Consider the following 23,085-nt stretch of genomic DNA (forward strand, 5'->3'; position numbering starts at 1 on the left):
GGCGTAGGACGAGTGCTACGGCCAGGGAGGCGATCACCGGGACGAGGGACAGCAGGGTCAACGCGGCGGGGAGGGGGAGGGGTTGGTCCGACGCCAGGAACTCCGCCGCCGCTCCGTCGAAGGGCATGCCCGTGAGGTCGCCGCGGAGGTGGAGGAAGAAGAGCAGGGCCAGCATGGAGCCGAGGGTGCAGGCGAGGGCCGTCGTCGTCGCCGAGATCGCCATCAGGCGGCCCGGGCCGAGGCCGATCGCGGAGAGGCCGGGGCGGGGTTTCGTCGCCGGGTCGGTGCGGGCGACGGCCACCGCGAAGTACACGGTGGCGGCCATCGGGGTCGCGCACCAGGCCAGGCGGAGGGCCGCGGCGGCGGGGGAGTCGGGGTGGCCGATCGCGTAGCCGAGGGTGCACAGCAGCAGGAAGCCCGTGCCCGCCGAGGCCACCGCGACCAGCAGGCGGCGCAGTTGGACGGCGGGGTGCGAGCCGCGGGTCAGACGGAGAGCGAGCACGCGGCCCGGCCTTCCGTCTCGGCGACCGGCGGCAGGTGGACCGTGTTCACCCGGCGGCCGTCGAGGAGCGACACCGTACGGTCCGCGAGGGCCGCGGTCTCCGCCTCATGGGTCGCGAGGACCACCGTGATGCCGTGCGAGCGCGCGGCTGTCGTGAGCGTGCGCAGGACCTGGGCGCGGTCCGCGCGGTGCAGCGGGGCGGTCGGCTCGTCGGCGAACAGGACCGTGGGCGCCGGGGCCAGCGCGCGGGCGATCGAGACGCGCTGGCGCTCCGCCTGGCGCAGTTCGTGCGGGCGTTTGCGGGCGTGGTCGCCGATGTCGAGGCGGTCCAGCCACTCCAGGGCGGCGGTCTTGGCGCGACGGCGGCTGGTGCCGCGCAGCATCAGGGGGAGCGCCGCGTTCTCCCAGACGTTCAGCTCCGGGACGAGCACGGGGGCCGGGTCGATCCAGCCGAAGCGGTCGCGGCGCAGCCGTTCCCGGGTGAGCGGGCCCATGGTGTGCACGGGCACGCTGTTGAACCAGACCTCGCCGCGGCTCGGGCGCTCCAGACCGGCGAGACAGCGCAGCAGGGTCGTCTTGCCGCTGCCGCGCGGGCCCATGACGGCGAGGATCTCGCCCTCCCGGACACCGAGCGAGACGCCGCCGAGCGCGGGCGATCCGTCGTTGTGCTGGAAGTGCAGGGCACGTGCCCAGAGCACGTCGTTGTCCGGCGGGGCCACCATGCGCGTACACCTCGTTCAGATCCGTTTTCCCGTGCCGCATCCCCCATGCGGGGGAACGAAGACAGGGCCGATCGGTCACTGGCACGCTAAGGAGCGGTCGGGGGGAGCCCGCACAGCACACGGCCCCGGGCCGCCGTTTCTCACTCGAACGGCGGCCCGGGGCCGGTGTTGATCATCCAGAAGTAAGATCCCTCTGAACGATCAGAGCTTCGTCCAGGCCTCGGTCAGCACCTGGCGGACGATCGTCTCGATCTCGTCGAAGGTCGACTGGTCGGAGATCAGCGGCGGCGACAGCTGGATGACCGGGTCACCGCGGTCGTCGGCGCGGCAGTAGAGGCCGTACTCGAAGAGCTTCTTGGAGACGAAGCCGTAGAGCACGCGCTCCGACTCCTCGTCCGTGAAGGTCTCCTTGGTGGCCTTGTCCTTGACCAGCTCGATGCCGTAGAAGAAGCCGTTTCCGCGCACGTCGCCGACGATCGGGAGGTCGTGCAGCTTCTGCAGGGTCTGCAGGAAGTTGGCCTCGTTGTCGAGGACGTGCTGGTTGAGGCCCTCGCGCTCGAAGATGTCGAGGTTGGCGAGGCCGACCGCCGCGGACACCGGGTGACCGCCGAAGGTGTAGCCGTGCAGGAAGGTGTTGTCGCCCTTGTAGAACGGCTCGGCCAGGCGGTCGGAGATGACGCAGGCGCCGATCGGGGAGTAGCCCGAGGTCATGCCCTTGGCGCAGGTGATCATGTCCGGCACGTAGTCGAACTTGTCGCAGGCGAACATCGTGCCCAGGCGGCCGAAGGCGCAGATGACCTCGTCCGACACGAGCAGCACGTCGTACTGGTCGCAGATCTCGCGCACCCGCTGGAAGTAGCCGGGCGGCGGCGGGAAGCAGCCGCCCGCGTTCTGCACCGGCTCCAGGAAGACCGCGGCGACCGTCTCGGGGCCCTCGAAGAGGATCTCCTGCTCGATCTGGTCGGCGGCCCAGCGGCCGTACGCCTCCGGGTCGTCACCGTGGATCGGGGCGCGGTAGATGTTGGTGTTCGGCACCTTGTGCGCGCCCGGGACGAGCGGCTCGAAGGGAGCCTTCAGGGCCGGCAGGCCGGTGATGGACAGGGCGCCCTGCGGAGTGCCGTGGTAGGCGACCGCGCGGGAGATGACCTTGTACTTGGTGGGCTTGCCGACGAGCTTGAAGTACTGCTTGGCGAGCTTCCAGGCGGTCTCGACCGCCTCGCCGCCGCCGGTGGTGAAGAAGACCTTGTTCAGGTCGCCGGGCGCGTAGTTGGCCAGACGCTCCGCCAGTTCTACGGCCTTGGGGTGGGCGTACGACCAGATGGGGAAGAACGCCAGCTCCTGCGCCTGCTTGGCCGCGGTCTCGGCCAGCTCGGCGCGGCCATGACCGGCCTGGACCACGAACAGACCCGCGAGACCGTCGAGGTAGCGCTTGCCCTTGTCGTCGTAGATGTAGGTGCCCTCACCACGGACGATCGTGGGAACGGGCGCGTTCTCGTACGAGGACATGCGGGTGAAGTGCATCCACAGGTGGTCGTACGCGGTGCGGCTGAGGTCCTTGCTCACGGTTATCGGGTTCCCCACATGTAGGTCTGCTTCTTGAGCTTCAGATAGACGAAGCTCTCGGTGGAGCGCACGCCGGGGAGGGCCCGGATGCGTTTGTTGATGACGTCCAGCAGGTGGTCGTCGTCCTCGCAGACGATCTCGGCGAGGAGGTCGTACGAGCCCGCGGTCATCACCACGTACTCCACTTCCGGCATGGCCGTCAGCGCGTCCGCCACGTTCTCGACATCGCCCTCGACGTTGACACCGACCATCGCCTGCCTGCGGAAGCCCACGGTGAGCGGGTCCGTGACGGCGACGATCTGCATGACGCCCTGGTCGAGCAGCTTCTGGACGCGCTGGCGCACGGCCGCCTCGGAGAGGCCGACGGCCTTGCCGATCGCGGCGTACGGCCGGCGGCCGTCCTCCTGGAGCTGCTCGATGATGGCGAGGGAGACGGCGTCCAGGTGAGGACTGCTGCCGTTCCTGGACTCGCGGGAGTCCCTGTGTTCTGCGCTGCGACTGGCCACGGCTTCACTGTGCACGACGTCTCGACCGTTCCGCAAGGCCGCTTCGATGAAATTCGTTGTTTACGTGGCCGAGACTTGCGGATTTCGTAGCCTTGACGCGATCGGGGGTGTTGAAAACGTGGGCCGGGCGATTAGGGTGGGTGTCTCAGTGATTGGACACCTGAACTTGGAGGGCCGGCAGTGAGCACCGAGCTGCGTCGTCTGCGCAATTACATCGACGGTGAGTTCCGTGACGCCGTCGACGGACGGACCACCGAGGTGGTCAACCCCGTGACGGGCGAGGCGTACGCGACCGCGCCGCTGTCCGGGACGGGGGACGTCGACGCCGCGATGGCGGCCGCCGCCGCCGCCTTCCCGGCCTGGCGGGACGAGACCCCGGCCAAGCGGCAGAAGTTCCTGCTGGACATCGCGGACGCGTTCGAGGAGCGCGCGGAGGAACTGATCGCGGCCGAGGTGGAGAACACCGGCAAGCCGATCGGGCTCACCCGCTCCGAAGAGATCCCGCCGATGGTCGACCAGATCCGCTTCTTCGCGGGCGCCGCGCGCATGCTCGAAGGCCGTTCGGCCGGCGAGTACATGGAGGGCATGACCTCCATCGTCCGGCGCGAGCCGATCGGCGTCTGCGCGCAGGTCGCGCCGTGGAACTACCCGATGATGATGGCCGTCTGGAAGTTCGCCCCCGCGCTCGCGGCCGGCAACACGGTCGTCCTGAAGCCCTCGGACACCACCCCCGCCTCCACGGTCCTGATCGCCGAGATCATCGGCTCGATCGTGCCCAAGGGCGTCTTCAACGTCGTGTGCGGCGACCGCGACACCGGCCGCGCGATGGTCGAGCACCCCACGCCGGCGATGGCCTCCATCACCGGTTCGGTGCGCGCGGGCATGTCGGTCGCCGAGTCCGCGTCCAAGGACCTCAAGCGGGTCCACCTGGAACTGGGCGGCAAGGCCCCCGTGGTGGTCTTCGAGGACACCGACATCGCCAAGGCCGTCGAGGACATCTCGGTCGCGGGCTTCTTCAATGCCGGGCAGGACTGTACGGCGGCGACGCGCGTCCTGGTCCAGGAGTCGATCCACGACGAGTTCGTGGCGGCGCTCGCGAAGGCGGCGGCCGAGACGAAGACCGGGCAGCCGGACGACGAGGACGTGCTGTACGGCCCGCTCAACAACGCCAACCAGCTCAAGCAGGTGACCGGCTTCATCGAGCGGCTGCCGGCGCACGCGAAGGTGGAGGCGGGCGGTCAACGGGTGGGCGAGGTCGGCTACTTCTACGCGCCGACCGTCGTCTCGGGCCTCAAGCAGGACGACGAGATCATCCAGAACGAGGTCTTCGGGCCCGTCATCACCGTGCAGTCCTTCACGGACGAGGCGCAGGCCATCAAGTGGGCCAACGGCGTCGACTACGCCCTCGCCTCCTCGGTGTGGACGAAGGACCACGGGCGTGCGATGCGGCTGTCGAAGTCGCTGGACTTCGGCTGCGTGTGGATCAACACCCACATCCCGCTGGTCGCGGAGATGCCGCACGGCGGCTTCAAGAAGTCGGGCTACGGCAAGGACCTCTCGGGCTACGGCTTCGAGGACTACACCCGCATCAAGCACGTCATGACCTCGCTCGACGTATAGCGTCTCCGAGCTCAATTGCGCGGCCCCGGACGGGAGTTGATCCGTCCGGGGCCGCGCTGTTCCCCCTCTTGTCCCCCTCCGGGATGGTCAGGTGTGCGCGAAGGCGCGGGTGAGGGAGGGCAGTTCGGAGGTGACCTTGCCGGGCTTGCCCGGCTTGTCGGGGGTCGGCAGCGGCGGCAGGTCGGCCGGGTTCGGGAAGGTGAGGCCGGCCTTCTCCAGGATCGGGCCGCACACCTTGACGGCCTTCTTGTAGCCGGCCGTAGTCGGGTCGAAGTCCCCGCCGGTCATCAGTACTTGGAGGTTGATGTGCCCGTCCGCGTCCTTCGACGCGTGGACGCGGGGGAACACCGACTGCCCCTGCGCACGCATGCACTTGGCGAAGTCGCCGTTCGCCGTGTTGAGATCGCCGGGCGCGTTCGCGGTCGGGTGGTAGGCGACCGCGAAGGCGGCACCCTTGGGGGGATCGAGGTGTTTCGGGGCGCCCTTCCCGTTGCCCTTCTCCTGTACGACGGACACGCCGGACTCGACGGTCCTGGGGGACTTGGCGGTCGCGGTGTCGGACGCCTGGGCCGCCGACGCGGTGACCGTGCCGAGCGCGGCGGCCGACAGGACGGCGATACCGAGGGCGAGCCGCTGCGGCCTGGTCGCCAGAGCGCGCATGGTTCCTCCTGCTGCTGATGTGCGGGTGCTGCCGGACGGGACCCACACAATCGCCCGGCCGGTTACGCCACGGGAACGGCCGCCCTTATATCCGTGTAACCGCTCGCCCGCCACACTGACGGCCATGCGTGTGCTGGTGGTCGAGGACCACGAAGAACTCGCCGAGACCGTGGCGGCGGGGCTGCGCCGCGAGGGCATGGCGGTCGACCTCGCGTTCGACGGTCCTACGGCCCTGGAGCGCGCGGAGATCAACGGCTACGACGTCGTCGTACTCGACCGTGATCTGCCCGGCATCCACGGCGACCAGGTGTGCCGGACGCTCGCCGCCGGGGACAGCCGGGCGAGGGTGCTGATGCTCACCGCGTCCGGGACGGTCGCCGACCGGGTCGCGGGGCTCGGCCTCGGCGCCGACGACTATCTGCCCAAGCCGTTCGCGTTCACCGAACTCGTCGCCCGTATAAGGGCGTTGGCACGTCGTGCGCAGCCCGCGCTGCCGCCGGTGCTGGTGCGCGGGGAACTCCGGCTCGACCCGGCGCGCCGGGTAGCCACCCGGGCCGGCTGCCAACTGCCGCTCAGCCCCAAGGAGTTCGCCGTACTCGAACTCCTTCTCGGCGCGCAGGGGACGGTCGTGTCCACCGAGGAACTCCTGGAGCGCGCATGGGACGAGGCCGCGGATCCGTTCAGCCAGACGGTGAAGGTGACCGTCAGCAGACTGCGACGGAAGCTGGGGGAACCGCAGTTGGTCGAGACGGTGGACCGGGCCGGGTACCGCGTTCGATGAGGGCACGGGCGGCTCTACGAGGGTTGCGGGTGCGCGGTCCGCGTACGGTCCGGTGGCGGCTGACCCTGCTCTACAGCTCGCTGTTCGTGGTGGCCGGGGCGCTGTTGCTGGCCTTCACGTATCTCCTCTACGCGCACAACGAGGCCGGGCAGGCCGTCAGTACCTTCGAGGGGCCCCGGCCGGTGGGCGGCGCGCCCGGAGTCGGCCCCGACGCCGCGCCGATGGTCACCGCCGTCGTCGCCGCCGTGCGCGAGGACCAGCGGCACCAACTGCTCGTCGAGGCCTGTATCGCGCTCGCGGTGATGGCGCTGGCGTCGCTCGCGCTGGGCTGGCTGATGGCCGGCCGGGTGCTGTCCCCGCTGCGGGCGATGACGGTCTCGGCGCGCCGGATCTCCGCCGACAATCTCCACGAACGGCTCGCGGTGCCCGGCCCCGACGACGAGTTGAAGGCGGTGGCGGACACCTTCGATGCCGTACTGGCGCGGCTGGAGGGCGCGTTCGAGGCGCAGAAGCAGTTCGTCGCCAACGCCTCGCACGAGCTGCGCACCCCCCTCACGCTCCAGCAGACCATCGTGGACGTCACCCTCGCCGATCCGGACGCCTCGGTGGAGACCCTGCGCGCTGCGCTGGCCCGGGTGCGGGCGGCCGGGCAGGAGCAGGAACGGCTGATCGACGCGCTGTTGACACTGGCGCGCAGCCAACGGGGGTTGGAGGCGAGGGAGTGCGTGGATCTCGCAGCGGTCGTACGGGAATGGCTGCCCGATGCGGACCGGTCCGACGCGGCCCTGTCCGATGCGGGCCCGCGTGTCGAGGCCCGGCTCGCGTTCGCTCCCGTCCTCGGTGATCCGCAGCTCATCGAGCGGCTGGTGGTCAACCTGACCGACAACGCCGTACGGCACAACCTGCCGACGGGGGAGGGGAGTTGGGTGAGTGTGTGGACGGGACTCGACGCGTTCGGCCGGCCCGGGCTGCGGATCGAGAACAGTGGGCCGGTGATCGCGGCCGACCAGGCGGCGGGGCTTTTCGAGCCGTTCAGGCGGCTGGGGGTGGAGCGGGTCGGCAGGGCCGGGAGGAGGGACGGGCTCGGTCTGGGGATGTCCATCGTGGCGGCGGTCGTAGCCGCGCACGGGGGTCGGGTGTGGGCGTGGACGCGTCCGCAGGGCGGGCTGGTGGTGGAGGTGAGCCTGCCGAGGTACGCCCTGCCGCCGGCCCCGGTGCCCGCCGGGGTGGGCGGGCACCTCATGTGAACAGGCGGTCACTTCACAGACAACCGATCGACAAGGTGTCGGGTCCGCGGGAACCCGCTCGACGCAGCGTCCATTGATCGGACACGGGTTCGCAGGTCATGCTGCGCGGGTGCCCCAGACTCCGAAGTCGTACCCGTCCTCCCGTCGCTCCCTGCTGCGCGCGCTCGGCTCAACGGCCGCGCTCGGTGCGCTCGCCGGGTGCGGTGTGCCCGCCGCGTATGTGAAGGCGGGGGACCGTGCCGGCGCCGATCTGTCCGCCACGGACAAGCGACTGACCTGGGCGAACTGGCCGCTGTACATCGACACCGACGAGGATGACGAGACCAAGCGGCCCACGCTGGACGCGTTCGAGAAGCGCACCGGGATCTCCGTCGACTACATCGAGGAGATCAACGACAACGACGAGTTCTTCGGCAAGATCAGCCCGGCGCTGATGAACCACCAGCAGACCGGCCGCGACCTGATCGTCATGAGCGACTGGATGTGCGCGCGGTTCGTCCGCCTCGGCTGGGTCCAGCGGATGGACCGGTCCGCGCAGCCCAACGTGGCGAAGCACCTCGACCCGCAGCTCAGCTCGCCCGCGTTCGACCCGGGGCGCCGGTACACGGTGCCGTGGCAGTCGGGCATCACCGGTATCGCGTACAACCACCGCAAGCTCGGCCGCGAGATCCGTCAGGTCTCCGACCTGTGGGCCGGCGACCTGAAGGGCCGGGTCACGCTGCTCTCCGGCCTGGACGAGGCGTTCGCGCTGCTGATGCAGGGCAACGGCGTCGACATCACCAAGTGGACGGCCGCGGACTTCTACAAGGTGTGCGACCAGATACAGACCCAGATCAGCCGGAACCAGATCCGCCGCTTCACCGGCAACGACTACACCAAGGACCTCGTCAGCGGCGACGTCCTGGCCTGCCAGGCCTACTCCGGCGACGTGATCCAGCTCCAGGCCGACAACCCGGACATCCGCTTCGTCGTCCCCGAGGAGGGCGCCGAACTCTGGGCGGACTCCCTGATGATCCCCGACCTGGCCCGCCACAAGACCAACGCGGAACGTCTGATCGACTACTACTACGACCCCGAGGTCGCCGCGGAACTCGCCGCCTGGGTCAACTACGTCTGCCCCGTCCCGGCAGCCCAGGCCGTCCTCGCGGCCTCCAAGGACAAGGACACCGCGGCCCTGGCCGAGAACCCGCTGATATTCCCGGACACGACGATGCGCAAGCACCTCGCGATCGCGCGGGACATCACGTCGACGGAACGGGTGGAGTTCGCGAAGGAGTGGAACAAGATCGTGGGGTTGTAGGGGGCCTTTCCGGGGAGTGCGACGAGGATTCGCTGCGGTCCGCGGCGTGCATGCCTGGTTCGTCCGCGTCGGCGGTGATCGCGTCGATGTCGGTCTCCCGTGGGTTCCGTCGGTCGCGGGCCTGAGACAGCGCGGCAGCGTAGCGTTCCAGCAACTCCCTTGCCCGGATTGAGAGTTGTGGCGGGACATGGGTGGAGTCGGGAAGAGTTCTCGCAGGGTTCCGGGGATTCGGTCCCGGGAACGGAAGGGTCGGGAGACCCACTCGGCGCTCGCGAACAGGTCGGGCGCCGCTCCATGCGATGGGAGACCGATCAACGATGTTCACTCCGGTGCGGAGCAGAGTACGGACGGCCGCGCTCGCGCTCTTGGCCACTACGGCCCTCGCCTTCGGCGCGACCACCACGACCGGCGCGGAAGCGGCCCCCGTTGCCGCTTCCGCGAAACAGGGACCAACCTCGGTGGCGTACGTCGAGGTGAACAACAACAGCATGCTGAACGTCGGCAAGTACACCCTCGCCAACGGCGGCGGCAACGTCTTCGACGTCGCCGTGATCTTCGCGGCGAACATCAACTACGACACGGGCACGAAGGCGGCGACCCTGTACTTCAACCCGAACGTGCAACGCGTCCTCGACAACGCCGCCACCCAGATACGGCCGCTGCAGCAGAAGGGCATCAAGGTCGTCCTCTCGGTGCTCGGCAACCACCAGGGCGCGGGCTTCGCCAACTTCCCCTCCCAGCAGGCGGCTTCGACGTACGCGAAACAACTGTCGGACACCGTGGCCAAGTACGGCCTCGACGGCATCGACTTCGACGACGAGTACGCCGACTACGGCAACAACGGCACCAGCCAGCCCAACGCCAGTTCGTTCGTGTACCTGGTGTCTGCACTGCGCGCCAACATGCCGGACAAGATCATCAGCCTCTACAACATCGGCCCGGCAGCGTCGCGCCTGTCCTACGGCGGCGTCGACGTCTCGTCCAAGTTCGACTACGCCTGGAACCCGTACTACGGCACCTGGCAGGTCCCCGGCATCGCACTGCCCAAGTCGAAGCTGTCGCCGGCGGCCGTCGAGATCGGCGGGACCTCGCAAAGCACGGCCGCCGCCCTCGCCAGCCGCACGGTCAGCGAGGGGTACGGCGTCTACCTGACGTACAACCTCGACGGCGCCGATCGCAGCGCCGATGTCTCCGCGTTCACCAAGGAGCTGTACGGCAGTGACGCCAACTACACGCCGTAGGACAACCACACTCACGGGCGTCCGGTGCCCCCTCGGGGCTTGCCGCATCCCGTAGGGCCGCGCCTCGGGCAGGCCGCGCTTTCGACAACGATGTCGGAGGCGCGGTCGCCACAGATACCGTGACCTGCGCTGTACCAGAGTGCCAACTGTCTCCCTGATTCCGCGCTTCCGGCCGCTGAAGCTCGTTGGCATCCGCAGGCCACGAACGCCGCCCGATGCCAGCCGGCAATCCTCGTCACGGTTTGTGGCTGGACGGGATTCCCCACGTCTGGGGTCGCTGCCCAGTTGGCCAACCGGCCCATCGCGCGGATTGCCGTCCGGCCGGCTTCGTCACCGGGCTGTGCGTACCGGGGCCGGCCCCGGCGGATCAGGCGCAGAGGCTCGCGCTGACTGTGAAATCGCCGAGGCAGCGCTATCTCGGGGAGGCCAGGACGAGGGGGAGCAGTACCTGGTCGATCATCTCGGCGATGTCCTGCTCCGTCAGATCGTGCGTGTCGAGGAGGGCGCGCTTGATGACCAGTGCGTGGAGGACCTCCAGGACGGGAGGGGTCAGCCGTTCGGGATTCACCTCGCCGCGCTCGGCGCCGTCGAGCAGCACGGCGGTCAACGCCGCGAAGAGCGGCTCGAGTACCTGCGATGTGAACCTGGCCAGAAGCTGTGGGTAGCGGTGCGCTTCTCCCAGCAGGCTGCGGAACGCCTCGGCCCTTTCGCCTGTCAGCGACGCGGTCATGTGGCGGGTGAGCCCGATGAGGTCGTCCCGCAGTCGCCCGGTCCGTTCATAGCTGTCTGGATCCGAGCCCAGCTTCTCCAGCGTGTCGATCACCAGAGACGTCGTGTCGGGCCACCGCCGGTACAGCGGGCTCTTGCCCGTGCCCGCGCGCTCGGCGACGCCGTCGAAGGTGAGCCGCCCGAACCCGACCTCGGCCAGTTCGGCGAGGACCGCATCGGAGATCGCCTTCTCCACCGCGGCTCCCCGTCGCCGTGTACGGACAGGGCGCTCGGTCGGATCAGCGGTGCTTTGACGGCTGGCCATATCGCAAGCGTATACGAGCTGGGTGCGCCGAAGTTCGACGTACCGGGTGGAGGTGGTACGGGTGCGCAACGGCCAGGGATCAGTAGAAGGGCTCACGCGGGAACAGCACTCGACCTGCAACTTCGCGGGCCGCTGACTGACCGGCAGCAAATAAGGACGAATCTGTCCTTGACGGATGGAGGGACCGTAACTACTGTTCCGCATTAAGGCGGTTCCTCGGAGAAAGGGACCGTGAGGTGCTGGCAACTGGACGGTCGCGAGGCGACGACCGGCCGGACCGGCGACACACAGCAGGCACTACCCGACACCGTCGCAAGCGCTCGGCCGCAACGCCGTGCGGATCTCTCTTGAGGAGAGCCACGAGACGGTCACCTCTTCAAGTCGCCGGATCGGCGCGCCGACAAAGACGCCGACACCGGCCCGAGGAACATCAGCTCGACCTTCAACTCTTCAGACGTGGTTGGGGCTTGGACATCACCTGGTCAGAGGTTCTGCGATGTCTGATTCGCGCTCCATGTGCATGTCCTGGTGGAGCGTGGGGTGAGTGGGCGGGACAGGTTCAGATGGGCAGGGCGTTGGGAGGCGTCCCACAACGGTCGGCCCACCCCCGGGCCACCCGGAACGGCTTGTCCAAAGCGCCGCCCTGGACGCTGAGAAGGGGATGTTGTGGGCCGACATCCTCGGCCCCTATCGCGCGGGGCCCCACCCAGCCGCCGACCGCAGCAAGCCGGTGGGCATCCCATAGCGACCAGGAGGTAGTCATGTCCCTGTTCCGTCTCGACGCGAGCATACGAGTCGAGGGCTCACACAGCCGCGAGATCGCCGACATCGTCGAGCAGGAATGGCGCACCGCCCACCCTGATGCACAGGTCGTCACGCGGCATATCGGCATAGACCCGATCCCGGCGACCGCGTGGTCGACCGCCGTGAACGCGACCTACGTGCCGGAGGATCATCGCTCCCCGGAACAGATCGGGGCGGTGAGCCTGGCCGCAGTGGCGGCTGATCAACTGATCGGCGCAGACGCCCTGTTGTTCGCTGTACCCCTGTACAACTTCGGCGTGTCACAGCACTTCAAGGCCTGGGTGGACCTGGTGATCTGCGATCCGAGGATGACTGCGGGCGTTGAGCCGGCAACTGCGGGCAAGCCGGCGGTGCTGGTGACCGTACGCGGCGGCAGCTACGCACAGGGCACACCGCGCGAAGGATGGGATCACGCGACCGCCTGGATGCGCCGCGTCCTTGCCGACGTGTGGAAACTGGACCTGAAGGTCGTGGAGTCGGAGTTCACGTTGGCCGGTGTGAACCCGGCGTTTGAGCAGTTCAAGGTTCTGGCCACGCAGATCCGCGCCGCCGCCGAGCAGACCGCACACGAGCACGGCCGCAGCCTGGCCGGCGCGATCAGGGTCTGACGCCCGCCCATCGTCAGAGGCCACCTGTACGTGGCGTCTTTGACGCATCATCGGCATCGTTTTGAGCTCCACACTTTGCGATGACTCCTCAGCCCGCGCTGGTTTCGCGGTGCGGCTCTCAACAGGTGCGAAAACCATGGGTGTTCTGCTGCTGAATGTGAGGTGAGTTCAGTGATGCGTCCGAGCTCAGCCGTCGGTCGCGCACAAATATCAGCGCCTTGTTTCGGCAGATAGTCTTGCGCGAGAACATCTTGGTTCGTATCATCTGGATAGAGCCTATCGCTGACCCTGAGTCGCGAAAGCGCCTTCCCGGCCGAGGGTTTGCCCGCCCGTCGCGATTCGGGCGAACAGGCATTCGCCCCCCTCGGTCGAGACAGCATTCAGAGCAAACAGGCCGGCGCCGCACAGACGTATGCCAGGCGCGTATTGCGCCCCGCATCACAAGGAGACAAGGCATGAGTATCAATACTTCTCCCAACCGTCCGGTCATTCTCATCAACGGCATGGCGTCCAACTTCGAGACGCAGTGGCGCAGGGGCGGCTGGGTCGACAGCCTGGAGGCGGCGGGTCGAACTGTGATCGGCGTCGACCTTCCCGGACATGGGGAGAACACGGATGCCGTGGGCCGCGACGCCGCTGACCTCATTCTCGAAGAGGCGGCCAAGCACGGATCGGTCGACGCCATTGGGTTTTCCGCCGGCGCCTGGGCCCTGTTGCTGGCGGCCAGCGAGCAGCCGGCCCTGTTCGAGCGGATCGCCGTTCTCGGTGCCGCCGACATGGTGCTGACCGCCGGGCTGCATCACGAGAACATGCAGCAGCCGCTCGTCGAGGCTCTGCGCTCGGCGGAGGAGCCGACGGACAATCTCATGGCGCTGCTGATCCGCACGATGATCGCCGACGCGGGCAACGACCGAGAGGCGGTCGCGGGCCACCTCGCGTCGAGCCATCGCTTCGTCACCGTCGAGGGCCTGGGCGCAATCAAGGCCACAACCCTGGTCGTCGACGGTGGCTCCGACGGGGCCGGCCCCTCGGACCTGGTGGCGGAGAAGATTCCGAACGCGACGCGCTTCACTGTCGACGGCGCAGACCACTTCGACATCCCGACCAGTAAGGAATGCGAGGAGGAAGTCGAGACATTCATCAACAAGGCCGGCTGACAGTCGACGCAGGCCGGGCGCGGTCGGCCCTCGCGGGGTGACGTAGACGCATTACCACGCAGAATGCACGTTTCACCAGACCGCCCCTGCCGCCGCCCGATACGGCGTGTATGTGCAATCCCGCTGTGGGGCCTCGCCATCGTGACGCCGCCAGCAGGTATCCGGGTAACCAGGTATCCGGGTAACCAGGTAACGGGTATTCGGGCGAGCGTCTTCGATTTCCCGTGATTGAACAATTCGCCTCTGTTGCCGATCGAGTCCACAGCTCGACTTGATATGCGCCAGATCGCAGTCCAGCGCCCCCGCATCATGACGAGGAGACGTTGATAATGAGCGAAGAAACCGAAGTATTGATCATCGGGGCGGGTCCGGTGGGCCTGAGCGCAGCGCTGGCTCTCGGCCGGGCCGGCATCAGGTGCCTGGTACTGGAACGACGCGATGAGTTCTCCAGGTACCCGAAGGCCAACGGGGTACATGCGCGGACCATGGAGATCTTTCGTGAGTGGGGCGTCGCCAACCTCATAAGGGACCTCACCGCGGGCATGCCCGACGACGTCACGATCGCGTGGATGACGCGCTTGAACGGTATCGAGATCGGCCAGATGTCCGTCAGCGATGCCGACGAGACCTCTCGCCTGTTCGACGAGCAATCGCCCGAGCGCATCTCGACAGTGGGGCAGCACATGTTCGAGCCGATCCTCGCGAGGGTGGCCGAGGACATGGACAGCGTGACGATCAGACTCGGGTGCGAGGTCGTCGACCTGGCCAGTGGCCCCGGCTCGGTTGAGGCGACCTACACCGACCCTGACGGTGCGCGGCACACGACCGTCGCACAGTACGTGATCGCGGCGGACGGCATCCGCAGCGTCACTCGCCGCACTCTGGGTATCGGTGAGCACGGCCAGGAATCACTCGGCACCGCGATCAACGTCCAGTTCGACGCCGACCTGGAACCGTTTCTGGGCGGACAGTTCATCCCGATCATCTGGATCATCAACGCCGATACCCAGGGGGCGTTCATCCGCGACGGTGCCACCCGGTGGCGCTACAACTTCGAGATCGCGCCCGGAGTCGATCCCTCTGCCGTGACGACGGAGGACTGCGAGAAGCAGGTCGCCGCGGCGATCGGTGAGACCGTCGCCATCAAGATTCACCACATCTGGTCCTGGAGCCACGACTTGTCCGTCACGGACACATGGCGGGACGGGCGGGTCTTCCTGGCCGGCGACGCAGCCCATCACTTCCCTCCCCACGGCGGCTTCGGACTCAACAGCGGGGTACAGGACGCGCAGAACATCGCGTGGAAGCTGGCTGCGAGGCTTCGTTGGAACGCCGGCGACGGACTGCTCGCAACGTACGAGGACGAGCGGCTCCCGGTCGCGGAGTTCAACGGCGAACAGATGATGCACAACACGCGGCAGATGGAAAAGACCGGTTTCATGATGCAGGACAAGAACTTTCTTGTGATGCTCGAGACGCCGGAAGGGGCGCCCGCGCGCCAGGCCATCGCCGAAGGCATACCTGCCCAGCGGGCCATGCTGGCCTCGCACGGCCAGCAGTTCGGATACCAGTACCGGAGCGAGGCGCTCGTGCCGGACGGCACGGAGATCGTCGAATCGAGCATCGCCGAGTACCGCCCGACGGCCCGACCGGGCGCCCGGGCACCGCACTCCTGGGTGCACTCCCAGGGCGAGACGATTTCGACCATCGATCTCTACGACGGCGGGTTCATCCTTCTCACCGGTCCGGACAACGCCGACTGGGCGAGAGCGGCAGAGCAGCTTCGCGAGCAGCTGAAGATCCCGCTCAGGACGTTCGGCCTGGGCTCGAACCTCCTGCCGGTCGACGAGACCGTCGCCGAACTCCTGCGGCGTTACGGGCTGCAGCCATCCGGTGCCCTGATGATCCGCCCGGACGGATTCGTCGGTTTCCGCTACGGCGGGGGCGTTGACGACGCGCACCAGGCGCTGGGCGACGCGCTGCACCAGATCCTGGATCTGCCCCGGACCGAGCGCGGTCCGGCACCCGCCGACGGCGTCTGAACGTGGATGGATACAGGCAGAGCTGAATATCCCTCAAGCGCCGGACGCTGCTTTTCGAAGCACGTTGTGAGCGATACGTCGAAGGAGACGAAGACATGGAGAACGGTGCTGCTTCAAAGGATTCGTTGATCAAAAATGCGGCGGTCCGCCTCCGTGAGATCTCGCCGGGTTGCTTCGGGGTGGTGATCGACAACCCACCCTTCAACTTGATCGACTCGCAGGTCTTCGCCGGCCTGAAGGCGGTGAGGTCTTTTGCCGAGGAATCGGCGAATGACGTTCGGGTACTCGTTTTCGAGAGCGCGAATCCGGAGTTCTTCGGCGCTCACCTGGATCTCATGGGCGGCGACCAGGGCGGCCCGGGTCATGAGGTGAACGAACCCATGGAGATCATCCAGGAGTGGCCTGCGTTCAGTTACTGGCTCGGCACCACCCCGGTCGTCAGTATCGCCATCCTTCGCGGGCGGGCCCGCGGGTTCGCTTTCGCTTTTGCCGCAGCTACCGACATGCGGTTCGCGAGCAAGCAGAACACCCGACTGTGTCTGCCTGAGGTCGGCTTCGGAGCATTCCCGGGCGGCGGGGGAATCGAATGGGCTCAACTGCATGCCGGCCGCGCACGCGCCATGGAGTTCCTGCTCGGCTCCGACGACCTGGACGGCGACACCGCCGAGCTGTACGGGTTGGTGAACCGGTCGATAGATGATGCCGAACTGGACGAATTTGCCTACAGGCTCGGCCGTCGCATCGCGAGCTTCACCCCGGCCTCGATTGCCGCGGTCAAGAGCGGCCTGACGAAACTGCAACCCATTCCTCTCCCGGAGGAGATGGCTGGAACCCTCGCCGTGGCAGGCGCCCTGCAGTCGTCGGACGCGGCGCAGGCAGTCGCGATACGGATCATGACCAAGGCGGGTGGGCTGCCCTTCAGCCGCGCCGTAGAGCTCGATCTCCCCAGGCTCTGCGACGTCGACTGACCGGAACGCTCTCCAGCTTCGGTGGACGACGCTCGGCAGACGGATGGCCCGCCCGGGTGCGCTGCAGCAGAGTCTGGGATGTCCTGACGCCGGTCCGGGGAAAGCGTGCGGTTGCCATCATCAAAGTCTGGCGGTACTTGCACATCGAAAGCCGCCAGTATGTGACCGCCTTCATGGACATGTTCCACGCTGCCATCGATCTGTTGTTTCCCGAGGGGCTTCTGGATAATCATCCGGATTCCGCTGTGACCAGATCCGTCAAATGTGATGTGCGGCATGACCGGATATCCCAATCGACAAGCATGGAAAGTCCTCTTGACAGAGAACATCTTGCTTCATAGCATCTATGGAAGAAGTAGACGGGCTCTGGTTCGCGAAACCCATACCGATCAGATTTGCCCAGGCGGTTGATCCTGGCCGGCCCATCAACGTAACGGGCTGAGCTCAATTGCGCGGCCCACTCAGAGAAGAGGCAGCGATGCCCTCGCCCAAGCTTGCCCACGTCATCTTGAACACCAGCAACTTCGAAACGGTGAAGAACTGGTACATGCAGGTTCTCGAGGCGACGGTCGGCGTCGAGACCTCGGACCACTCCGTGTGCTTCCTCCGCACGGACGAGAGCCACCATCGCTTCGGCATCTTCAAGGCCGCCAAGATCGACGACTCGACTGCCGTTGTGCCGCCCGGTGTTGACGAGCTCATCCAGCAGTCCCGACTCCACCATTTCTCGTTCGAGCACCCGACCTTGCCCGAGCTGCTCGATGCGCACATCCGGCTCGTGGATGTCGGCATCGTGCCGACGATGTGCCTCAACCACGGGCCCACGATCTCCATGTACTACACGGACCCTGACAAGAACGTCGTCGAACTGTTCTTCGACACGGCCTACACCGAAGAGCAGATCGTCGAGTTCTACGCCGGCGGCGACGGCAACGCCTTCGGCGCCACCCCCTTCGACCCTGCGGAGATGCTGCAAGGGCTCCTCGGCGGGAAGTCGGTGGCCGAACTCATCGCCTGGTCCCCGCCGGACAAGCGATAGGGCCCGGCAGATGAGGTCGACCCAGCGTCCGGCCTCATCCCCACGCAGTCAGCACGATGTGCCACTCGGAAGGACACATGCTCATGCGGTTCGTCAGCTTCGGCCCTCGCGGAAATGAACGCCCGGGCGTTCTGGTCAACGACAGCTCCATCCTCCCGCTGTCGAGGGTGATGGCAGACATCGGTATCGCGCCGAACGGGACCATTCGCAACCTGTTGCCGTTCCTCGATCGGGTCAGTGAGGGCGTCGCGGCGGCAGTTGACCGCGGCGACGAGGTGATCCCGGTGACCCAGACACGTCTTGGCCCTCCGATCACCGACCCGCCGAACCTTTTCAACTGCGGCGCGAACTACCTCTCCCACCTGGTCGAGATCGGCGCTGAGGCGACGCCGACGCTTCCTGTCGTCTTCCAGAAGCCGAGCTCGGCACTGGCGGGCCCCACGGACCCGATCGTGCGTCCGCTCGAATGCGTGAACCTCGACTACGAGGCCGAACTCGTGGTCGTCATCGGCAAGGCCGGGCACAGGATCCCCGCAGAGCGCGCTGCTGAGCACATCGCCGGTTTCATGATCACCAACGATGTCAGCGCCCGTGACCTCGGTGAGGGAGAGAGCAGGAAACTCAACGCGCCGGCCCTCTTCCAGCTGATGCGGACCAAGGGCTGGGACACCTTCCAGCCGACCGGCCCCTGGCTGGTCACGCTCGACGAGGCCCACGGCTACGAGGACATCCGGATCCAGACCTGGGTCAACGACGAGCTGCGACAGGACGCGTACGCAAAGGAGATGCTCCACAGCCCGTACGAGATCATCGAGTGGCTGAGTGCGACCACGACGCTTCAGCCGGGCGACATCATCACCACCGGCACTCCTGGCGGCGTTGCAGCCGGGATGGCCTCCCCCAAGTGGCTGGTGCCCGGCGACACCGTCCGCATCGAAATGACCGGACTCGGCAGGATGAACACACCCGTGCTCGACGAGCAGGGCGCACGAGCGGGAGACGGAGGTGGAAGCGATGGCTGACATGCCTGGAGCGGAGGCGCACAGCGAGTTGGGTCGGTGCGGTGTCCGCGACATTCACGCGGCCGCACCGAGCAAGTCCGCCGTTGGGCACCGGAGGTGCTGAGAGGGAGAGTGCGATGTCTCAACAGCGTTGGCGGAGCCTTGCCAGTGCCGTCGTAGCCGCACCCTGCCTGGTGCCGGCCTCGTGCAGCACCAGCAACAGCGGTGGTGGCTCGACTCCGTCCAGCAGGAGCGTGGCGCCCTCGGCAGCTGCCGGCGCCGGGTATCAAAAGGTGGTCTCCGAGGCGCGTAGCGGTCTGGTGACCGCGAAAGGCGCGTCCTCTCGCGCTCTCACGAGCAGCGAAGAGTTGACGAGCTTCGACGACCCAACGCCGGTCAAGCAGCCGACGGGGCAGCGATACAAGATCGCTGTCATCGGATGCGCGCCGGTCGGGGCATGTCTCAACACTGCGAACAACATCCGCGAGACAGCGACCAACTGGGCTGGCCGGCAAGGCTCTCAAGCGGAGATGGAACCCCCAGAGCTTGAAGCAACTCTTCAGTACGGCCTTGTCGCAGCATCCCGACGCGACAGTGGCGGTCGCGGTGTCAGGGATCTTCGTCCAGCAGCAACTCGCCCAAGCCAAGCAACAGGGCGTCGTGACGATCGGCGTGAACGCGTCGTCGCTGGGCGGCCCCGGTTACGTCGACGGACGGGAACCAGTGTCGAAGGCCGTGCTGGCGTCGTGGATTGCCACCGACAGCCACGAGAAGGCTGGAGCCATCTTCCTGGACACCCAAGGCAATCCGGAACTTGCCGTCGCGGTAGGCGCGACGCTGCTCAAGCGGTGCTCGACCTGTTCTGTGAAGACCGAGTCGTGGTCGCCTACGGGCTTCGTCGACCCCGTGAAGGAACAGCAGAAGGTCACTGCGCTGCTGCGGACGAATCCGGATTCGGAGCGCCGAACGTATGACGACGTCTCTTGCCCCGGACGCGTGGGCCATCGATGACGCGTCAGGTCCCGAAGGACGGCCGGATGACGGTCGGAGTGGTTGCTCGGTACTGCGGAGGCTTGCGGGAACGGGCCAACTGCCAGGTCTTGGTGAGAGTGCACGCCCCTCTGCCACGGCGGCGTGTCCAGTGCGGTGGCAGCTGTTCCTGCCCGCGGAGTGGGCGAACGATGAGGAACGGCGGACCAGTTCCCGAGGCTGCCGGGCGTACGAGAAGTGGCTGCTCACCCTGGACATCCTCGACGAGGTCGCGGCCGGGGACCCGACCCCGCCGGTGAACGCCCAGATCACACGCTTGATCAGCTTGCGGAGAGTGCCATCGAGGGAGGAGCACTCGGTACCATCGTTGAATGGGGAACGCTGAGCATCCGCTGAATGGCGATGTCAACTGGCTGCTGAATCGGGCGTGGCTCGGCTTCGGCGAGCGTAAGGCGGCTGCTCTGGAGGCGGTTGGCGTCAACATCAAAGAGCACTTCGTCATGGTCGCGCTGATGACCACGCCGATGGCGCAGCTCGAGTTGTCCGCACTGGTCAAGATCGACAAGTCCGTCATCACGGCAACCGTCGACTCTCTTGAGGCCAAGGGGCTGGTTGTCCGAGCGCCCGACCCGCGGGACCGAAGGGTTCGCAGGCCGACGCTCACTCCCCGCGGCCGTCAGGTCTGCCTGCGTGCGAGTGCGGCGACGGAGAAGGTCGAGCGGGAGCTGCTCGGCCTACTCGATCCGACCCAACGCGATGCCTTTCTTGAGGTGCTCCGCTTTTACGCATTCGATGAGTTCGTCGACGTTCCTGAGTTCACCCGTCGTCTGCGGAAGTAGCCGGGTCCAGGCACCACCGAACTGGCCTTGACCGAGAACAACTCGGTGGGGTCGACCACGATCCGAGCGAGGCTCCTGACCGACGGCAGGATGCTGCGGCCCAAAGTCCTGGCATGGCCGCCGGCCGAGGGACCCAACTACCTGATCGCCGAGGTAGCCACCGAAGTCGACATCGACCTCACTGGGCCAGGTTCACTCGGGCTGTCGGTGGAATCCGTCTCCGGGCCGCCGACTCGGTGGCTCCTTCTCTCTGAACTCCTGTGCCAGGCCACCGCAATCAGGCCCCGGTAACGGCTTTCATCATGGTGCCGTACCGCTGCTGTGCCGGGCTGAGCCTTGGGCGGAACTGGCGCGAGATGCACATCGACGTGGCTGGGTACCTTGACGAGATCCACCGGAAAGGTTACGTATCCATGCAGATTGGTGCCGATGGCCGGTCACTCCAAGAGCGCCTGGTGGGTTACTGGCGGTTGACGTCGTACGAGGTGCGCGACGGGCTCGGCGTGCTCGTCGGCCACCCGCTGGGAGACGATGCCGCGGGCTGTCTTCGCTACACAGCGGATGGCCTCATGTCGGTACAGATCATGCGGCTCGACCGACCGCGCTATCAGGCCGGCGGACTCGGCGACGGCACTGATGCCGAGTCCGCTGCCGCCGCCCGTGGCTATGTGGCGTACGCCGGTTCTTACCATGTCGACGGCGATTCGATGGTCGTGCACGAGCCGGAAGTGAGCCTGTTCCCGAACTGGGTCCACGCGTCCATGGCTCGCAAGGTCGTGCTTGTCGAGCCGCGTCTCGAACTGATCACGCCGGAGCCCCTGCCGTTCGCAGGGCGGCAACTTACCGCCGTCCTGAGATGGCAGCGGGTCGTGCAGCCGGGTTCGACCACATGACCGTCCGACATCAAGTGCGCGGCTTGCCGGCCCGACCGTCAGCGCCCAGCCGGAGATCGCCGCCGACATGCGCGTGGGCGCCGATCCGAAGACCGCCACGACTGTCACCCTTCCCGCCTTCTGTGCCCTGCCCACCGGCAGGGCACAGAAGGCGGGAAGACCGGCGGCCGGATGTCGCTCCCGATCAGGCCCGGGTGAAGCGGGTCTTGAGGGTGACCGTGGTGAGGCCTCGCACGGTGCCGCCCGGGTTCTTCCAGGCCATCGAGAAGTTCTTGTAGTCGATCTCCACCTCGCCGGTGAGCGTGACGTCGGTGGTGCTCGCGGCGGTGACCTGGGTGGTGAAGGTGAGCGGGTGGGACTTCCCGCGGACCGTCAGCACGCCACTGACCCGGGCGTCGCCGTCGCCGTCGACGGTGATGCGGTCGGCCGCGAAAGTGAAGGTCGGGTGCTTGTCGACCTCGAAGAAGTCTGCCGAGCGTAGGTGGGTGTCGAGCCTCTTCTTCTTGGTGTCGACCGATGCCGCGTCGATGACCAGCGTCCCGCGGCCACGGCCCGGTGCGTCGATCTCGCCTTCGCCGCTGATCTTGGTGAAGGTGCCCTTGATGGTGACCAGGCCCCAGAGCGACTTGTGGCGGAATCCGACCGAGGACGCGGCCGGGTCCAATACCCATTCGCCGGTGGCGAGGTCGGCTGCGGAAACGGAGCCGACTGCGGAGTTCGTCGAGTCGTTGGTCATGGCGGTCATGCCTTTCGGGGCTGTCGACGCTGTGGTGCCTTTTCGTACACTCCTATTAATACCGTACTCGCTTACTTTTTGATACCTCTAGCGGGAGCTCAAGAAGAGTGGCCGTAGAGTGGCTCCATGGCGACGCAGCGGGGGCCACGGCGGGCCGAAGAGTACGGGGCGATGTGCACCGGTGCCGGCAGCGCGGTCCAACGCGTATTCGAGCTCCTTGGTAAGCGCTGGACCGGGATGATCATTGCCGCGCTCATGGGCGGCCCGATCCACTTCGCAGACTTCCGTCATGTGGTCCCCGGCATCACCGGGCGTATGCTCTCCGGCCGCCTCGCCGAGTTGGTGGCCACCGGCATGGTCCTCCGCACCGTCGACCCCGGGCCGCCGCTGCGCGTCAGTTACTGCCTCACCGCGACGGGGGAGGCGCTGCGCCCCGCCTTGGTTGAGCTGGGCCGCTGGGCCGAAGAGCACTTGCCGGACGGTGAGGGAGACACACAGCCCTGACCTCGGCCCGGTGGAGGGGCGTGCGTATCGGCTGTGTCTGTAGGGCGTTCTGTACGTCCTCTGCAACGACAGGGCCTGGCAATTCCTGCCGAACAGAACGCGGCCGGCGAACTCGACTGGTCCCTCGCGTGCGTGGACGGCTCCCACATCCGCGCGAAAAAAGGGGAGCCGACACCGGTCCGTCGCCGGTCGGCCGACGGGCAGCAAGCATCACTTGATCTACGACGGACGCGGCACCCCGCTCATGATCACGCATCGTGACCTGCGCTGTACCGAAGTGCCAACCATCTCTCTGATTCCGTGTCTGCCAAGCGCTGAAGCTACTTGGC

23 protein-coding genes and 1 pseudogene are annotated in these 23,085 nt (G+C 67.0%); 17 read left to right on the forward strand and 7 right to left on the reverse strand.

Going from position 1 to position 23,085, the window contains the following annotated elements:
- The 4 genes and pseudogenes from ACFWP5_RS32110 to ACFWP5_RS32125 form a co-directional block, all read right to left on the reverse strand.
- Positions 1 to 502, reverse strand: a pseudogene (locus ACFWP5_RS32110) (hypothetical protein); the annotation flags it as partial.
- A complete protein-coding gene (locus tag ACFWP5_RS32115) occupies positions 484 to 1,224 on the reverse strand; it encodes an ABC transporter ATP-binding protein (protein ID WP_384164389.1) in 741 nt (246 codons plus the stop codon). The gene ACFWP5_RS32115 and the pseudogene ACFWP5_RS32110, both read right to left, overlap by 19 nt.
- A 201-nt stretch (positions 1,225 to 1,425) precedes the next feature.
- Positions 1,426 to 2,805 carry an aspartate aminotransferase family protein gene (locus tag ACFWP5_RS32120; protein WP_384164392.1) on the reverse strand — a complete coding sequence of 460 codons (1,380 nt, stop codon included), beginning with the start codon at positions 2,803 to 2,805 and terminating at the stop codon, positions 1,426 to 1,428.
- Positions 2,790 to 3,308, reverse strand: coding sequence for an Lrp/AsnC family transcriptional regulator (locus ACFWP5_RS32125; protein ID WP_384164395.1), 519 nt, complete (start codon positions 3,306 to 3,308; stop codon positions 2,790 to 2,792). Before ACFWP5_RS32125 ends, ACFWP5_RS32120 begins: the two co-directional genes overlap by 16 nt.
- Positions 3,309 to 3,473: 165 nt before the next feature.
- Between ACFWP5_RS32125 and ACFWP5_RS32130 the strand changes: the two genes are divergently transcribed.
- Positions 3,474 to 4,913: a gamma-aminobutyraldehyde dehydrogenase gene (locus ACFWP5_RS32130; RefSeq protein ID WP_384164398.1), complete on the forward strand. Its 1,440-nt coding sequence runs from the start codon at positions 3,474 to 3,476 to the stop codon at positions 4,911 to 4,913.
- A gap of 87 nt (positions 4,914 to 5,000) precedes the next feature.
- On the opposite strand, the gene ACFWP5_RS32135 is transcribed toward ACFWP5_RS32130, so the two are convergent.
- Entirely contained in the window at positions 5,001 to 5,573 is a 573-nt protein-coding gene (locus ACFWP5_RS32135) for a hypothetical protein (RefSeq protein WP_384164400.1), read from the reverse strand.
- 124 nt (positions 5,574 to 5,697) lie between these two features.
- On the opposite strand from ACFWP5_RS32135, the gene ACFWP5_RS32140 reads away from it, so the two are divergent.
- From ACFWP5_RS32140 to ACFWP5_RS32155, 4 genes are all read left to right on the forward strand, one after another.
- The gene (locus tag ACFWP5_RS32140) at positions 5,698 to 6,354 is read left to right on the forward strand and encodes a response regulator transcription factor (RefSeq protein WP_384164403.1); all 657 of its coding nucleotides are present in this window, start codon (positions 5,698 to 5,700) and stop codon (positions 6,352 to 6,354) included.
- Positions 6,351 to 7,601: a sensor histidine kinase gene (locus ACFWP5_RS32145; RefSeq protein ID WP_384164406.1), complete on the forward strand. Its 1,251-nt coding sequence runs from the start codon at positions 6,351 to 6,353 to the stop codon at positions 7,599 to 7,601. Before ACFWP5_RS32140 ends, ACFWP5_RS32145 begins: the two co-directional genes overlap by 4 nt.
- A gap of 109 nt (positions 7,602 to 7,710) precedes the next feature.
- On the forward strand, positions 7,711 to 8,901 hold the full coding sequence (locus ACFWP5_RS32150; protein WP_384164409.1) for an extracellular solute-binding protein: 1,191 nt from the start codon (positions 7,711 to 7,713) through the stop codon (positions 8,899 to 8,901).
- 317 nt (positions 8,902 to 9,218) lie between these two features.
- Positions 9,219 to 10,142: an endo-beta-N-acetylglucosaminidase H gene (locus tag ACFWP5_RS32155; RefSeq protein WP_384164411.1), complete on the forward strand. Its 924-nt coding sequence runs from the start codon at positions 9,219 to 9,221 to the stop codon at positions 10,140 to 10,142.
- A gap of 412 nt (positions 10,143 to 10,554) precedes the next feature.
- Here ACFWP5_RS32155 and ACFWP5_RS32160 read toward each other — a convergent pair whose 3' ends face one another.
- Positions 10,555 to 11,175 (reverse strand): TetR/AcrR family transcriptional regulator, encoded by a 621-nt coding sequence (locus ACFWP5_RS32160; RefSeq protein ID WP_384164414.1) that lies wholly within the window; start codon positions 11,173 to 11,175, stop codon positions 10,555 to 10,557.
- Between the two features lie 544 nt (positions 11,176 to 11,719).
- On the opposite strand from ACFWP5_RS32160, the gene ACFWP5_RS32165 reads away from it, so the two are divergent.
- The 11 genes from ACFWP5_RS32165 to ACFWP5_RS32215 all read left to right on the forward strand — a co-directional run bounded on the left by ACFWP5_RS32165 (position 11,720) and on the right by ACFWP5_RS32215 (position 21,516).
- Positions 11,720 to 11,920, forward strand: coding sequence for a DUF6059 family protein (locus ACFWP5_RS32165; RefSeq protein WP_384164417.1), 201 nt, complete (start codon positions 11,720 to 11,722; stop codon positions 11,918 to 11,920).
- 16 nt (positions 11,921 to 11,936) lie between these two features.
- Complete coding sequence (locus tag ACFWP5_RS32170; protein WP_384164420.1) at positions 11,937 to 12,587, forward strand: FMN-dependent NADH-azoreductase; 651 nt, start codon at positions 11,937 to 11,939, stop codon at positions 12,585 to 12,587.
- 455 nt (positions 12,588 to 13,042) lie between these two features.
- Complete coding sequence (locus ACFWP5_RS32175; protein WP_384164424.1) at positions 13,043 to 13,744, forward strand: alpha/beta fold hydrolase; 702 nt, start codon at positions 13,043 to 13,045, stop codon at positions 13,742 to 13,744.
- Between the two features lie 329 nt (positions 13,745 to 14,073).
- Complete coding sequence (locus tag ACFWP5_RS32180; protein WP_384164427.1) at positions 14,074 to 15,786, forward strand: FAD-dependent monooxygenase; 1,713 nt, start codon at positions 14,074 to 14,076, stop codon at positions 15,784 to 15,786.
- 95 nt (positions 15,787 to 15,881) lie between these two features.
- On the forward strand, positions 15,882 to 16,754 hold the full coding sequence (locus tag ACFWP5_RS32185; RefSeq protein ID WP_384164430.1) for an enoyl-CoA hydratase/isomerase family protein: 873 nt from the start codon (positions 15,882 to 15,884) through the stop codon (positions 16,752 to 16,754).
- 478 nt (positions 16,755 to 17,232) lie between these two features.
- Entirely contained in the window at positions 17,233 to 17,793 is a 561-nt protein-coding gene (locus ACFWP5_RS32190; protein ID WP_384164433.1) for a VOC family protein, read from the forward strand.
- A gap of 83 nt (positions 17,794 to 17,876) precedes the next feature.
- Positions 17,877 to 18,815: a fumarylacetoacetate hydrolase family protein gene (locus ACFWP5_RS32195; protein WP_384164436.1), complete on the forward strand. Its 939-nt coding sequence runs from the start codon at positions 17,877 to 17,879 to the stop codon at positions 18,813 to 18,815.
- Between the two features lie 525 nt (positions 18,816 to 19,340).
- Positions 19,341 to 19,805: a hypothetical protein gene (locus tag ACFWP5_RS32200; RefSeq protein ID WP_384164439.1), complete on the forward strand. Its 465-nt coding sequence runs from the start codon at positions 19,341 to 19,343 to the stop codon at positions 19,803 to 19,805.
- A complete protein-coding gene (locus tag ACFWP5_RS32205; protein WP_384164442.1) occupies positions 19,765 to 20,169 on the forward strand; it encodes a transposase in 405 nt (134 codons plus the stop codon). Before ACFWP5_RS32200 ends, ACFWP5_RS32205 begins: the two co-directional genes overlap by 41 nt.
- Positions 20,156 to 20,623 (forward strand): MarR family winged helix-turn-helix transcriptional regulator, encoded by a 468-nt coding sequence (locus ACFWP5_RS32210; protein ID WP_384164445.1) that lies wholly within the window; start codon positions 20,156 to 20,158, stop codon positions 20,621 to 20,623. The genes ACFWP5_RS32205 and ACFWP5_RS32210 overlap by 14 nt, the downstream gene beginning before the upstream one ends.
- 356 nt (positions 20,624 to 20,979) lie before the next feature.
- The gene (locus ACFWP5_RS32215; RefSeq protein ID WP_384164448.1) at positions 20,980 to 21,516 is read left to right on the forward strand and encodes a lipocalin-like domain-containing protein; all 537 of its coding nucleotides are present in this window, start codon (positions 20,980 to 20,982) and stop codon (positions 21,514 to 21,516) included.
- A gap of 184 nt (positions 21,517 to 21,700) precedes the next feature.
- Here ACFWP5_RS32215 and ACFWP5_RS32220 read toward each other — a convergent pair whose 3' ends face one another.
- Entirely contained in the window at positions 21,701 to 22,261 is a 561-nt protein-coding gene (locus tag ACFWP5_RS32220) for a YceI family protein (RefSeq protein WP_384164451.1), read from the reverse strand.
- 162 nt (positions 22,262 to 22,423) lie between these two features.
- On the opposite strand from ACFWP5_RS32220, the gene ACFWP5_RS32225 reads away from it, so the two are divergent.
- A complete protein-coding gene (locus ACFWP5_RS32225; protein WP_384164503.1) occupies positions 22,424 to 22,756 on the forward strand; it encodes a winged helix-turn-helix transcriptional regulator in 333 nt (110 codons plus the stop codon).
- Positions 22,757 to 23,085: the final 329 nt, after the last annotated feature.

This window comes from Streptomyces sp. NPDC058469, from assembly GCF_042721125.1.
Lineage (GTDB): Bacteria > Actinomycetota > Actinomycetes > Streptomycetales > Streptomycetaceae > Streptomyces.

Excerpts from the sequence above, each read along its gene's own strand:
- ACFWP5_RS32180 (WP_384164427.1), top strand. The coding sequence starts at position 14,074 with ATGAGCGAAGAAACCGAAGTATTGATCATCGGGGCGGGTCCGGTGGGC.
- ACFWP5_RS32190 (WP_384164433.1), top strand. The coding sequence starts at position 17,233 with ATGCCCTCGCCCAAGCTTGCCCACGTCATCTTGAACACCAGCAACTTC.
- ACFWP5_RS32210 (WP_384164445.1), top strand. The coding sequence starts at position 20,156 with ATGGGGAACGCTGAGCATCCGCTGAATGGCGATGTCAACTGGCTGCTG.
- ACFWP5_RS32170 (WP_384164420.1), top strand. The coding sequence starts at position 11,937 with ATGTCCCTGTTCCGTCTCGACGCGAGCATACGAGTCGAGGGCTCACAC.
- ACFWP5_RS32140 (WP_384164403.1), top strand. The coding sequence starts at position 5,698 with ATGCGTGTGCTGGTGGTCGAGGACCACGAAGAACTCGCCGAGACCGTG.
- ACFWP5_RS32135 (WP_384164400.1), bottom strand. The coding sequence starts at position 5,573 with ATGCGCGCTCTGGCGACCAGGCCGCAGCGGCTCGCCCTCGGTATCGCC.
- ACFWP5_RS32195 (WP_384164436.1), top strand. The coding sequence starts at position 17,877 with ATGCGGTTCGTCAGCTTCGGCCCTCGCGGAAATGAACGCCCGGGCGTT.
- ACFWP5_RS32205 (WP_384164442.1), top strand. The coding sequence starts at position 19,765 with ATGACGACGTCTCTTGCCCCGGACGCGTGGGCCATCGATGACGCGTCA.
- ACFWP5_RS32185 (WP_384164430.1), top strand. The coding sequence starts at position 15,882 with ATGGAGAACGGTGCTGCTTCAAAGGATTCGTTGATCAAAAATGCGGCG.
- ACFWP5_RS32215 (WP_384164448.1), top strand. The coding sequence starts at position 20,980 with ATGCACATCGACGTGGCTGGGTACCTTGACGAGATCCACCGGAAAGGT.
- ACFWP5_RS32115 (WP_384164389.1), bottom strand. The coding sequence starts at position 1,224 with ATGGTGGCCCCGCCGGACAACGACGTGCTCTGGGCACGTGCCCTGCAC.
- ACFWP5_RS32160 (WP_384164414.1), bottom strand. The coding sequence starts at position 11,175 with ATGGCCAGCCGTCAAAGCACCGCTGATCCGACCGAGCGCCCTGTCCGT.
- ACFWP5_RS32155 (WP_384164411.1), top strand. The coding sequence starts at position 9,219 with ATGTTCACTCCGGTGCGGAGCAGAGTACGGACGGCCGCGCTCGCGCTC.
- ACFWP5_RS32175 (WP_384164424.1), top strand. The coding sequence starts at position 13,043 with ATGAGTATCAATACTTCTCCCAACCGTCCGGTCATTCTCATCAACGGC.
- ACFWP5_RS32145 (WP_384164406.1), top strand. The coding sequence starts at position 6,351 with ATGAGGGCACGGGCGGCTCTACGAGGGTTGCGGGTGCGCGGTCCGCGT.
- ACFWP5_RS32220 (WP_384164451.1), bottom strand. The coding sequence starts at position 22,261 with ATGACCGCCATGACCAACGACTCGACGAACTCCGCAGTCGGCTCCGTT.
- ACFWP5_RS32225 (WP_384164503.1), top strand. The coding sequence starts at position 22,424 with ATGTGCACCGGTGCCGGCAGCGCGGTCCAACGCGTATTCGAGCTCCTT.